This is a genomic window from Pseudomonas sp. RT4P38, from assembly GCF_054897765.1.
The window spans coordinates 3,203,964-3,216,834 of the sequence record NZ_CM142703.1 but is presented as its reverse complement, the minus strand read 5'-3'; the positions used below and the strand labels follow the sequence as shown (position 1 = coordinate 3,216,834).

8 protein-coding genes and 2 pseudogenes are annotated in these 12,871 nt (G+C 60.5%); 6 read left to right on the top strand and 4 right to left on the bottom strand.

Annotated elements, in window-relative coordinates; genetic code table 11:
- Position 1 precedes the first annotated feature (1 nt).
- From ACYZT7_RS14970 to ACYZT7_RS14950, 5 genes are all read left to right on the top strand, one after another.
- Positions 2–1,582: a vWA domain-containing protein gene (locus tag ACYZT7_RS14970; RefSeq protein ID WP_462041628.1), complete on the top strand. Its 1,581-nt coding sequence runs from the start codon at positions 2–4 to the stop codon at positions 1,580–1,582.
- Positions 1,579–2,886, top strand: a complete 1,308-nt coding sequence (locus ACYZT7_RS14965) for a hypothetical protein (protein ID WP_462041627.1) — start codon at positions 1,579–1,581, stop codon at positions 2,884–2,886. The genes ACYZT7_RS14970 and ACYZT7_RS14965 overlap by 4 nt, the downstream gene beginning before the upstream one ends.
- A complete protein-coding gene (locus tag ACYZT7_RS14960; protein ID WP_462041626.1) occupies positions 2,883–3,911 on the top strand; it encodes an HAD family hydrolase in 1,029 nt (342 codons plus the stop codon). The genes ACYZT7_RS14965 and ACYZT7_RS14960 overlap by 4 nt, the downstream gene beginning before the upstream one ends.
- 73 nt (positions 3,912–3,984) lie before the next feature.
- Complete coding sequence (locus tag ACYZT7_RS14955; RefSeq protein ID WP_462041625.1) at positions 3,985–5,565, top strand: arylsulfatase; 1,581 nt, start codon at positions 3,985–3,987, stop codon at positions 5,563–5,565.
- Positions 5,566–5,759: 194 nt separating this feature from the next.
- On the top strand, positions 5,760–8,273 hold the full coding sequence (locus tag ACYZT7_RS14950; protein ID WP_462041624.1) for a spermidine synthase: 2,514 nt from the start codon (positions 5,760–5,762) through the stop codon (positions 8,271–8,273).
- A gap of 133 nt (positions 8,274–8,406) precedes the next feature.
- Here ACYZT7_RS14950 and ACYZT7_RS14945 read toward each other — a convergent pair whose 3' ends face one another.
- Entirely contained in the window at positions 8,407–9,078 is a 672-nt protein-coding gene (locus tag ACYZT7_RS14945) for a DUF3313 domain-containing protein (protein ID WP_462041623.1), read from the bottom strand.
- Positions 9,079–9,293: 215 nt separating this feature from the next.
- On the opposite strand from ACYZT7_RS14945, the gene ACYZT7_RS14940 reads away from it, so the two are divergent.
- Complete coding sequence (locus ACYZT7_RS14940) at positions 9,294–11,645, top strand: tetratricopeptide repeat protein (RefSeq protein ID WP_462041622.1); 2,352 nt, start codon at positions 9,294–9,296, stop codon at positions 11,643–11,645.
- Positions 11,646–11,716: 71 nt separating this feature from the next.
- Here the strand turns inward: ACYZT7_RS14940 and ACYZT7_RS14935 are convergent.
- From ACYZT7_RS14935 to ACYZT7_RS14925, 3 genes and pseudogenes are all read right to left on the bottom strand, one after another.
- Positions 11,717–12,192, bottom strand: a pseudogene (locus tag ACYZT7_RS14935) (DUF934 domain-containing protein).
- Positions 12,189–12,371 (bottom strand): hypothetical protein, encoded by a 183-nt coding sequence (locus ACYZT7_RS14930; protein ID WP_462041621.1) that lies wholly within the window; start codon positions 12,369–12,371, stop codon positions 12,189–12,191. Before ACYZT7_RS14930 ends, ACYZT7_RS14935 begins: the two are co-directional and overlap by 4 nt.
- Before the next feature lie 11 nt (positions 12,372–12,382).
- A pseudogene (locus ACYZT7_RS14925) lies at positions 12,383–12,829 on the bottom strand (nitrite/sulfite reductase); the annotation flags it as partial.
- Positions 12,830–12,871: the final 42 nt, after the last annotated feature.

Below are 12,871 nucleotides of genomic sequence, written 5' to 3'. Positions count from 1 at the left end.
GATGGAGATCAACCTCAGTGACTTCCATTTCCTGCGTCCACTGTGGCTGTTGCTGGTGCCGTTCGCCGCGTTGCTCCTGGTGCTTTGGCGCCGCAGCCGCGATGTGCAACGACGTTTACGCAGCAACATTGCCGAGCACTTATTGCCACATTTGCTGATTACGCCCCAGGATCAACAGCGCTTTCGGCCCGTGCACCTGGTTTGCGCGTTGTTGATACTGGGCGCCCTCGCTGCCGCCGGCCCGACCTGGGAGCAGGACCGTCCGGCATTTCTGGAAAACCGTGCGCCGCTGATCATCGCCATCGATCTGTCGCCCTCAATGGACGCCAACGACGTGCAGCCAAGCCGCCTGGAAGCGGCCAAACACAAGCTGCATGACCTGATCCAACGTCGTGCCGGTGCTCGCAGCGGGTTGATCGCCTATGCGGGCAGCGCGCATCTCGTACTGCCGCCGACGGACGATCCGGCACTGCTCGACATCTTCATTCAGGCCCTGAGCACCGATCTGATCGGCAAACCGGGAAAAAATGTCGGCGCGGTGATCGAACAAGCCAAACGCCTGTTAATTGCCGAGAAGACTCCCGGAACCCTGCTGCTGATCACCGATGGCGCTGACATCTCGGCACTCAGTGGTCTGGACAAGCAACTGGACGACAGCGCGCTGCAAGTGCTGATTCTGGCCGTCGGCAGCGAGGACGGCGGGATCATCCACGACGCCAACGGCCAGCCACGTACCGACAGCAACGGTCGTCCGGCACTCGGCAGTTTCGATCAAGCAGTACTTAAGCAACTGGCGTCGGCCGTCAATGCACCGTTGGGCAGCCTGACGCTCAATGATGACGACCTGGACTGGATCGAGCTGCACGCCCAACAGCATTTCCAGGATGCCCTCGATGAGCAGCGTGAGGTGCACTGGAAAGACGCCGGTTACTGGCTGTGCTGGCCGCTGTTGCTGATCGCCTTCTTCAGCGTGCGCAAGGGTTGGAGCCTGAACTGGATGGCTGGGTGGTTGCTGGCACTGGGCATCGGATTTCAGCCAGCACCGGCCGAGGCCAATGCTTTGACCGATGCCTTCTTCACCCCGGACCAGCAAGGCCGCTGGGCCTTCGAGCACGAGCACTTCCCGCAGGCAGCCGCACTTTTCGTCGATCCCTACTGGAAAGGTATCGCGGCTTACAACGCCGCCGATTTTGACCTTGCACTGGCCAGCTTTGCCCGCCTGGAAACACCGCAGGCGTATTTTTACCTGGGCAACATTTACGTGCGCCGCTTCAAGTTTGGCGAGGCCATTACTGCGTATACCCAGGCGTTGAAGTTGCAGGCGCAATTCCCTGAAGCCACAGCCAACCTGGCCTTGGCAGTCGCCTTGCAGAAAGACACCGAAAGCGCCGAACAGAACGCACCCGAGGTCAAGCCCGACGAGATCAAAATGGACAAGGCACCGGGCAAGGGACAAAGCAAAGCGGTCGAGACCGAGCAGGCGGCGTCGGATGAGCTGTGGTTGCAGAACCTCAGTACGTCGCCTGCGAAATTCTTGAAGCAGAAATTCAGTTTGCAGGATCAGGCGGCGGGCAAGCCATGAACATGCGCCTCCTGATGCTGTGCTGCCTCATCAGTCTGAACACGTTCGCCGCTGAACCGGAGCTGCGAATCCAGGCCCGCCTGCAACCCGCCGACTCGGTCATGGTCGGCGGCATGCTGGAACTGCAACTCGATGTCCTCACCGACAGCTGGTTCACCGATGCCCCCATCCTGCCCGACCTGAAGCTATCCGGCGCACTGGTCATGCCGCCCGACGGCCACGCCGAACATCTGAACCAGACGCTCGACGGCAAGTCGTTCAATGGCATGCGCTACAGCTACCTGATCACCCCGAATCTGGCCCAGGGTTTCGACATCCCGGCGTTGACGGTGCGCGCCACGCCCGGTCAGGCCAGCATGCCGTTGACCGCGCAAAGCCAGCCACTGCACTTTCGCGCCACACAACCCCTGGGGTTCAAGCCCGGCGAGCCGGTGCTGGTGGCCCAAGGGCTGCGTTTTACGCAAAAAATCGTCAACTCGGCGACACCCCTGAAGGTCGGTGACAGCATCACCCGGCAACTGACGCTACAGGCCGACGACGCCCTGGCAATGTCGCTGCCAGCGCCGTCACTGGGCGATGTCACCGGCCTGAGCCGCTATCCGAAAGCCGCGCAAATCAGCAACCTCGACGACGGTCGCGGCAACTTCAACGGCGGCCAGCGCATCGACACCGCGACCTATCGGATTGACACCGAAGGCCGCCACAACCTGCCGGAGATCGAGTTGAAATGGTGGGACGCCAGCACCCGACAGACCCGCACGGCCCAAGTCCCGTCCGTCACCTTCGATGCCGCGCCCAACAGTGCGTATCGCCCGGTGTTTTCGATCACCGAAGACCTGAAAAAACTGGGTCAGCAGGGTCGCGTGCATCTCTCCGGGCACTGGCTGGTGCTTTTTGCGCTGCTGGTGGCCGTGGCGCTGCTCGGCTGGTTTTCCCGTCCGCTCATCCATCGCACGTACCTTCAATGGCAGGCCCGACGCCGCGCCCGACGCGCCGCCTGGCTGGAATCCGCCGACTACGCCTGGCGGCAAATTCCGGCGCAAATCGACGGCAAACCGGCACAGCTGAGCGCACTGTACCTGTGGGCCAGACGCAGCCGCATGGGCCTGAAGCTGACGAACCTTGGCCCCCGCCTGCAAGACCTGTTGCGCGCCTGTTACAGCCGTCAACCCACCGAAGACCAGGCGCTGCGCCACCTCAAGCAATCCTTGGCTACGCTGCATAGTCAGGCCAAACGCGACACAGAATCAGCCGCCCCCGCATTGCGTCCACTCAATCCCGTTCACGAGAAGGATTTCCCATGACGAACCCGATTTCGCTGCGCCACCGATACGGGCTGACGCTGCTGTTAACCCTTGCGCTGAGCCTGCCGGCGCTGGCCCAGACCCGCGAGCCCCTGCCCTCGTGGAACGACGGCCCGGCGAAGAAGAACATCATCGAGTTCGTCCAGGCAGTGACCGATCGAAGCAGCAAGGACTTCGTCAAACCCGCCGATCGTATCGCCGTGTTCGACAATGACGGCACGCTGTGGAGCGAGCAGCCGATGTACTTCGAATTGCTGTTCGCCCTACAAGAGGTCAAACGCACCGCACCGCAGCACCCGGAGTGGAAAACCACCCAGCCATTCAAGGCCGTTCTGGAAAACGATCACAAGGCCCTGGGCGAGTCGGGCATGGACGGCATCCTGAAAATCTTCGGTGCCACCCACACCGGTATGACCACCGAAGCCTTCGATGACTACGCCAAAACCTGGCTGACCCAGGCGCGCCATCCGAAAACCGGCAAGCCCTACACCGAGATGATCTTCCAGCCAATGCTGGAAATGCTCGATTACCTGCGCAGCCAGGACTTCAAGACCTACATCGTCTCCGGCGGCGACACCGCATTCATGCGCGCCTTCGCCGAGAAGGTCTATGGCATCCCGCCGGAACAAGTGATCGGCACCACGTTTGTCACCGCCTACCAGCTCAAGGACGGCCAACCGTCGATCCTGCGCACCGCCAAACTGGCCCACAACGATGATGGCCCGGGCAAACCGGAAAGCATCGACGCGGTCATCGGCCGGCGTCCCATCCTCGCGTTCGGCAACTCCGACGGCGACCTGCAAATGTTGCAGTGGACTGCCGCCGGGCCGGGCAAACGCTTCATGGGTCTGGTGCATCACACCGACGCCAAACGCGAATGGGCCTACGACCGTCAATCCCGGATCGGTCGTCTGGACAAGGCCCTGGACGAAGCAAAAACCCGCGGCTGGACTATCGTGGATATGGCCGCCGAATGGCGCCGGATCTATCCCTTCGAGCCCGCCGCACCCGAGCACGTGCAATAAAAAAGCGTAACGCAGGACTGCAAAAAACGTTTGTCGCGCATGAGCGACGCAAGTGAGCAAAGGAGCAAGTCAGATGACTCGCATACGCAAGTGGCTACCGAAACTCGCCCTGGTGGCGGCGTCGGTCATGGCGATTTCGGCAACTGCCGGAGCCGCTGAAAAACCCAACATTCTAGTCATTTTCGGCGATGACATCGGCCAGACCAACATCAGCGCCTATTCCATGGGCGTGGTCGGCTACAAGACGCCGAACATCGACCGGATTGCCAAAGAAGGCATGATGTTCACCGACTATTACGCGGAGAACAGCTGCACGGCTGGACGCTCGTCGTTCATTACCGGGCAGACACCGTTGCGTACCGGTCTGTCGAAAGTCGGTATACCGGGTGCCCCGGTGGGCCTGCAAAAACGCGACATCACCATCGCCCAGGCACTCAAGTCCCAGGGCTACGCCACCGGCCAGTTCGGCAAGAACCACTTGGGCGACCGGGATGAATACCTGCCGACCAATCACGGTTTCGACGAGTTTTTCGGCAACCTGTACCACCTCAACGCCGAAGAAGAACCCGAACGCCCGTACTGGCCAAAGGATGACCCTGAGTTCGTCAAGGCCAACTCCCCGCGTGGTGTGATTCACAGCTTCGCCGACGGCAAGATCGAAGACACCGGCGCCTTGACCGCCAAGCGCATGGAAACCATCGACGACGAAACCACTGCTGCGGCGCAAGCGTTTATCGAGAAACAGGCCAAGGCGGACAAGCCATTCTTCGTCTGGATGAACACCACCCGCATGCACTTGTTCACTCACGTGCGCGATTCGATGAAGGGCCAGAGCGGCATGCCCGGCAACGAGTATGCGGACGGCATGCTTGAGCATGATGGCGATGTCGGCAAACTGCTGAAAACCCTCGATGACCTGAAAATCGCCGACAACACCATCGTCGTCTACTCCACCGACAACGGCCCGAACCAGTTCTCCTGGCCGGACGCGGCGACCACGCCGTTCCGCAACGAGAAGAACTCCAACTGGGAAGGCGCGTACCGGGTACCCGCGATTGTTCGTTGGCCGGGCAAGATCAAGGCCGGTGAAGTCTCCAACGAAATGTTCTCGGGCATGGACTGGTTCCCGACCCTGCTGGCTGCTGCTGGCGATGCCGGTGTGAAAGACAAACTCCTGAAAGGCTGGGCCCCGACTTCGGGCGGCAGCAATTTCAAGGTGCACCTGGACGGTTACAACCAACTGCCCTACCTGACGGGCCAACAACCTAAAGGCGAACGCAAGGAGTTCTACTACTTCAACGACGACGGTGTACTGGTGTCCATGCGTTTCGATAACTGGAAAGCCGTGTTCTGCGAACAACGCGCACCGGGTGGCTTCAAGGTCTGGAGTGAGCCGTTCGTATGCCTGCGGGTGCCGAAAATCTTCAACCTGCGAATGGACCCGTATGAACGCGCGGATATCGTTTCCGATCAGTATTACGATTGGCAAACCAAGAACGTCTATCTGGCCGCTGTAGCGGTCGGTAAGTCAGCGGCGTTCTTGCAAACGTTCATCGAGTATCCGCCGAGCCAGAAACCGGCCAGCTTCAGCATTGACCAGATCCGTGCGGCCGTAGACAAAAAAATCGAAGAAAAAATGAAAGCTGCACAGTAAGACCGCGTGACCGCCGCTCGCCTTCACCGGCGAGCGGCCCTATTTTGACTTGAGACCGCGTCGGCCCCATCGCGAGCAAGCTCGCTCCCACAATGGGATATGCGGTGCGACACAAACCCCTGTGGGAGCGAGCTTGCTCGCGATGGGGCCGGCAGGGTCGCAGGCTTATTTGAATTGGAACAAGGCAATCCACAATGTCCTCACGTGTCGCCAGCAAGTCGTCGGCCATCCCTGCCACTCAGATCAAATCTCCGGCGTTGCTGATTCCCGCCCTGTTGCTGTTCATCTCCGGTGCCGCGGCGCTGGTGTATCAGGTGCTGTGGATCAAGCAGCTGTCGCTGGTGGTCGGCGTCGAGGTGTATGCCATTACCACCGGGATCAGCGCCTTTTTTACCGGATTGGCGTTAGGCGGTTTGTTGTTCGGCCGGTGGGCCGATCGCTTGCAAAAGCCGGTTCTGCTCTATGCAGGGCTGGAAGTGCTGGTGGCCGTGCTCGGTGTCGGTGCGACCTTTGCCATGAGCCTCGCGGCCAGCCCGTTTGCCTGGCTGGAACAGCATGTGGGCCTGCTGGCCTGGGTGTTGCCGTTTGCGCTGGTGGGCATTCCGGCGCTGCTGATGGGCGGCACCCTCCCGGTGCTGGTTCGTTCATTGGCAGCAAACCCGCAACAACTGGGCAAGGCCGGCGGTCAGCTTTATGCGGCGAACACCGCCGGGGCGATCGCCGGCACCTTGCTCGCCGCGTTTGTGTTGATTTCGACCCTCGGTGTACGCGGCAGTGCCTTGACCGCGGCGATGCTGAACCTACTGGCGGCGGCGGGAGCCTTGTGGTTTCAACGCCATCGCTCATTGCCGAACGAAGCGCCGGTAAAGCATCACGCCAACAAAGCACCCGATCGCATTGCCCTGTGGCTTTACTCAATCGCTGGTGGCGTGGCCCTCGGTTACGAAGTGGTCTGGTCGCAGTCCATCGTGCAGTTCATGAGCACTCGTACTTACGCCTTTGCGGTGGTGCTGGCGACGTACCTCACCGGGCTGTTTCTCGGCAGCATCCTGCTGGCCCGTCGGGTTGATCGCATTCGCGATCCCTGGGGTGTGTTCGGTTTGCTGATTGCCGGTGCCGGGCTCGTCGCGCTGCTGGAAATCGCCTTGCTCGGACGCTGGCTGGTGGTCGCCCAAAGCCTGGCCGAAACCTGGGTGTTGTCGTTGGGTGCGAGTGAGCTGCTGGGCATGAGTGCACGGTTTGCGGTGGCGGCATTGAGCATCGTGTTTGTACCGACGCTGCTGCTCGGTGCCGCATTTCCCCTGGCCCTGCGTTTGAGCGTCGGCCGCGAGCGGGTCGGTCAAGACGTCGGCGCGGTGGTGGCGTTCAATACGTTGGGCGGGATTGTCGGGGTGATGCTCTGTGGCTTTGTGCTGACCCCGTGGCTGGGGCTGGTCCGGACCCTGGGCCTGCTGGCGATTGTCGCCGCCTGGATTGGTTACTTCGCGGTGCGCAAGGGTCATGGGGTCAAGAAAGGCCGACGGCAGGCTGTGGTCGCTGTCGGCCTGCTGTCGATTGCGATGGCCATTTTTACGCCAGTCAACAAACTCGCCAGCCTGCTTCCCGGCGCGCGCAACGCGACGTTGGCTTTTTACGAAGAAGGACGCGGTGGGACGGTCGCCGTGGTCACTCAGGGCAAGGGGCAGAAAGCGTTCCAGCGTTTGTACATTCAGGGCGTGTCCAACACCGGCGACGCCATGCCATCGCTGCGCTACATGCGTATCCAGGCGTTGCTGCCGCTGCTGATCCACAATGGCGAACCGCGCTCGGCGCTGGTGATCGGTTTTGGCACCGGCATCACCGCGGGTGCCCTGACGCGCTATCCGGGGCTGGAACACCGTGTCGTGGCCGAGTTGCTGCCATCGGTGGTCAAAGCCGCGCCGTTGTTCAAAGGCAACTTCAATGCGGCCGCTGACCCCGGCGTTGACGTACGCCTGCACGATGGCCGACAGGAATTGCTGCGCAACCCACAACGCTACGACTTGATCACCCTCGAGCCACCACCGCCCTCCGCTGCTGGCGTGGTGAATTTGTATTCCCGGGACTTCTATCAATTGGCCGCCAGTCGCCTGGAGAAACAAGGCCTGGTCGCTCAATGGTTGCCGCTGCCCACCCAGAACATCGACGATTCGCGCTCACTGGTGCGCAGCTTTCTCGACGTCTTCCCCTACGCCACCCTGTGGACCAGCGAATTCCACGAAATGCTGCTGGTGGGCTCGATGGAACCGATCGAACTGGATGTGGCGAAAATCAGCCAACGCTTCCAACAGGAAACGGTGCGCAGCACCTTGCAGGACGTGGGCATTGGCTCCGCTGCAGCATTGCTCTCGACCTGGGTCACCGATCGTGCAGGCCTGGAACGTTTCGCCGCCGACGCCCAACCCGTGACCGACGATCAGCCGCGGATCGAATATGCGCCGTGGGTGCGGGCCAAGGAGATCAGCCGGGTACTGCCGGCCTTGCTTGATCTGCGTCAGCCGTCGGTGCTGGTGAACGCCGATGCGGGCTTCAACGAACGAATGAACGCACACCAGCAGCGCCTGATGCAGTTTTATCGGGCGAGCCTGCATGCTTATGACGGTGACCGCGACGCGTGGGCCCGGGATATTCGCGAGGTGATGCGCGGGGATGGCGGGAATCCGTATTTCCGGTGGTTTGTCGGGGAGTGATTCGGCGCGAAGGAGACCGCTATCGCGGGCAAGCCCGCTCCCACAAGCTTAAGTGTCGTTCACAACATTTGGGTACGACATAACACCCTGTGGGAGCGGGCTTGCCCGCGATGGGGCATTCAGCCCCAGCGCATCATTTGGACTTGAGCTTCAAATATGACTGATGCAGATCGGAGGCCCAGCCATCGATCACACCTTTCACATCATCGGCCTTCATTACCTGAGACTCGTTTTCCAAGGATTTACCAGTGCCTTTGCGCACAACCTGCGCCAACACATGATTGTTGGCTCCATCGAGAAACACCGCCTCAGTGGCCAGGTCGGTTTCCTGATCGCGAATGCCACTGGCCGTGCTCACCGCCGCTGCCACCAGGGCGATAGGGATCACTTCATAAGGCTTCAGGCCTTCGGTCTTGCTGCTCACGGCGGTGATGGCGGCGCGCACCACAATCACACCTGGGCCAGGGCCAGCGGCCAACGGCAGGGATTTACCGATTTCGCGCTTGAGGGCCTGATCGTAGTAACTGGTGATTCCATTCAGGGTGGCCTGCGGGATTTTCACAGTCGGTTGAGGTTTGGGATAGAGCTGGGTCGGTTCGATGTAGACACTGGTGAACTTGTTGATGTCGAGTTTGGGGTCCATCCAGCGCATCACCGTGGCGCCCGATGGTGACTTGGCTTCCTTGAGCTGGCTGTAGTCCTTGAGAAACCCCGAATACTGACCCGGTTCAACCACTTTACTGGAGCAGCCCACCACTCCGATCGAGGCAATGCACAGAGTGCTCATCATTAACGCTAGTTTCATGCTGTAACTCCTGTAAGTAGCTCGACATCAGTACGAATAAAGATGTTACAGGTATAGCCAATGCAGCGCAGTTTGTTTGAAAAAAACACACTATTCATCTAACGCGCGCGCAGCGGATCATAACCGTCATTTGACAGACGCCGGCCATCCGGCAAAGCTGCATCGAGCTTGAACGCGCGCCTGACGGCAAACGTACCCGGACTATGGAAGTCGCAATGCCGAAACATAAAAATAAAGCGGTACACCCAAACCCTGATTCGCCACCGACCTTGATTAACCGTTACCTGTTTCCCGTCACCCTCGGCGTCTTGCTATTGGCCGTCGCGGGCATCGGCTGGTTTTTGCTCAGCAGCAAACCGGCCCCTGTGACCTATGCGCCTGTCAGCACTCCAGTGGCTCAGCCGGCCAAACCGCAACCGGTCGCCGTGTCGCCGGCCAAGATGGTCGATGAGCAACAATGTCAGGGCTGCCATAGCGAGCAGGTCAAGGACTGGCAAGGCTCCCATCACCAATTGGCGATGCAGGAGGCCAATGCCGAGACGATGCTGGGCGACTTCAATAACGTCACCTTCAAAGCGGCAAGCGAAACCACCCGTTTCTCGCGCAAGGGCGACGGGTTTTGGGTCAACACCCCCGGCATTGATGGCAAGAATGCCGACTTCAAGGTCGCCTACACCTTCGGCATCGCGCCATTGCAGCAATACCTGATCGAGGTCGGTGAAGGTCGGTTGCAAGCCCTCGGCGTGGCTTGGGATACCGAGAAGCACCGCTGGTTTCACCTCTATCCGGGCCAGGGCGTGAACTTCAAGGATCCGCTGCACTGGAGCAAACCGAGCCAGAACGCCAATTTCATGTGCGTCGAGTGCCACACCACCGGTTACAAGCGCAATTTCGATGCTGCGAAAAACACCTTTGAGAGTCACTGGAACAGCCTCGGTGTCGGCTGTCAGGCTTGCCACGGCCCGGCCTCCAATCACCTGGAATGGACGGCGAAAAAAGGTGACTTGATCCATGCCGGTTTTGCCGTCGACCTGAAGGATAAGAACGCCACCGTCGAAATTGAAACCTGTGCCCGCTGCCACTCGCGCCGCGCGCCGCTGGGCGACGGCTTCACCGTTGGCAAGCGCCTGATGGATGACTACCTGCCGAGCACCCTGACCCGCGAGTTGTACGCACTGGACGGCAAGATCAAGGACGAAGTGTTCGAACACGGCTCCTTCGCCCAGAGCAAAATGTTCGACAAGGGCGTGCGCTGCAGCAACTGCCACAACCCGCACAGCACTGAACTCAAGGCGCCGGGCAACGGTGTCTGCCTGCAATGCCACAACACCGGCGGCAAGACCTCGGTGGAAGGTGTCGACGGCAAGGGCCTGCAAGCGAAGAACTACGACGCCATCGAACACACCCGCCACACCATGGGTCAGCCGGGCTCGCAGTGCGTGGATTGCCACATGCCCGGCAAGTTCTACATGGGCAATGACTTCAGGCATGACCACAGCTTCAGCATCCCCAACCCTGAGCGGGCGAAAAAACTCGGCACGCCGGACGCTTGCCTGACCTGTCACCAGGGCAAGGCTGGCGACAAGGTCACCGAGCAATTCAAGCTCTGGAACACCACCACCGCGCAGGCACCACGTTACGACGAGAGCCTGTGGCTGATTCGCAACGGTCAACCCGGCGCGGCACAAGCCTTGTACGAGCAGCTTCAGCGCAGCAATCTGCCAGCGATCCAGCGCGCGACCCTGCTGGCCGAGTTGCCGCTGTATCCAAGCGAACAGGCGTTGAAACTGGCCACCCAGGACTTGAGCAATCCGGCACCGCAAGTGCGTGAAAGTGCCGTTCGGGCAATCAGCGCGTTCCTGCCGCCACCGGAGCGCGCGCCGCTGTTGACGCCGTTACTGGGCGACCCGGTGAAGGCTGTGCGGATTGTCGCGGCCCGGGATCTGCTGAGCGTGGCTCGTAATGGCCTGGGCAGCGCCCAGGACAACTGGAATGCGGCCATCGCCCAATACGAGGAGGTCCAGAAGAGCCTGGCCGAACGCGCCGAAGCCAACCTCAACCTGGCCATGCTCTATCAGGCCAGCGGTCGTAGCGCAGAAGTCGAAGCGCAGCTGCGCACTGCCCTCAAGCGCGACCCGGATTTCTACCCGGCGCTGGTGACGCTGGTGCAATGGCTTGAGGCGGGCGGACGCAGTCAGGAAGCTCAGGCGCTGCTGGAGCAGAGCCTGAAAGAACACCCGGACGCCGCCCTGCTGCAACACACTCAAGGCCTGTCGCTGGTGCGCGCGGGCAAATCTGCCCAGGCCATGCAGGCCTTGCGCAAAGCCGCGCAACTTGAGCCTCAAAACGCCCAATACGGTTACGTGTTGGCGGTGGCGTTGCACGACAGCGGCAAGGTCGATGAGGCGTGCGAAGAGCTGGAGCGATTGTTGAAAGTACAGCCGGCGAATCGTAATGCACGGTTGTCGTTGATCCAGTACTACCTGGACAACGGGCAGGAACCCAAGGCCCAGGTATTGCTGCAAGGCTGGAAGAAAATGAACATGGGGGATCCGGCGTTGAAGTGATTGATGGTGGACGCCCGTGAAACGTGTACTCCCTGAGCTGCCGCAGGCTGCGATCTTTTGATCTGGAGTCCTTACCTTCGGCGAAACAACGGTCGCGCTCAATCACCGAACGCCCATACAGCACACTCATCCTGAATCCCTTGAGCGCTTCTTCAGCCGATTTGTCCTCGCGAACCGCGAAGCTGTCGAACCCGCATTGGCGCATGTGACTGAGTTGATCGCGCAGTACATCGCCGACCGCACGCAACTCGCCCGTCCAGCCCAATCGAGTGCGCAGCAAGTACGCCTGGCTGTAACCGCGGCCATCACGGAGACTCGGAAAATCCAGGGCAATCAGCGGCAGGTGTGAAAACCACGGTTTGAGGCTTTCCACCTCATCGTCCGGCCCCAACCACACCCCCTTTTGCGGTGGCCCTTCAAGCCAACGGGTCAACGGCAGAATCACTGCACCCGCCGGCCATTCATCGTTGACATCCCTGACCAGGGTCCAGGGATCGTCAGCGACAATCCGCGCCACGCCCTCCTCCAGTCGCAGTAAATTGTTCATGCCGACACCTCCAGCATCTTCGGATAGACCTGCTCTTTGAACGGTTCCAGACCGATGCGCTGCAAGGTGTCGACGAACAGTTCTTCGCTCTCGCGGTAATCGACGAACGTGTCGATGATCCGCTCGATCACCTCGGGCACTTCGGCGGCGCTGAAGGACGGGCCGATGACTTTGCCCAATGCGCTGTTCTTGCCCGGTCCTGTTCCGCCGAGCAGATGGCGATCTTGAACTTGCGCGGCAGGAACAGGAATTCCGGGTTGATGGTCGACCACTGCCGCAGAATCTCCGCCAGCGGTCGCGGGTCGATCATTTCATCCGCCGCCACCCCGGCAAAGGCTTCGGTGGTGATGTTGCGCACGCAGTTGCCAGAGGTCTGGATCGCGTGCATTTCCACTTGCGCCAGGCGTTCGAGAATGTCCGACACCTGAGCCAGTTCGATCCAGTTGAACTGCATGTTCTGCCGCGTGGTGAAGTGGCCATAGCCACGATCGTAATCCCGGGCGATGCTCGCCAGCGTACGCATTTGCAGCGCGCTTAACGTGCCGTATGGAATCGCCACGCGCCGCATGTAGGCGTGTTTTTGCATGTACAAACCGTTTTGCAAACGCAGCGGCAGGAATTCTTCTTCGCTCAACTCATCCACCATGAAACGATCAAGCCAGGACGCCCGGATCAGAAC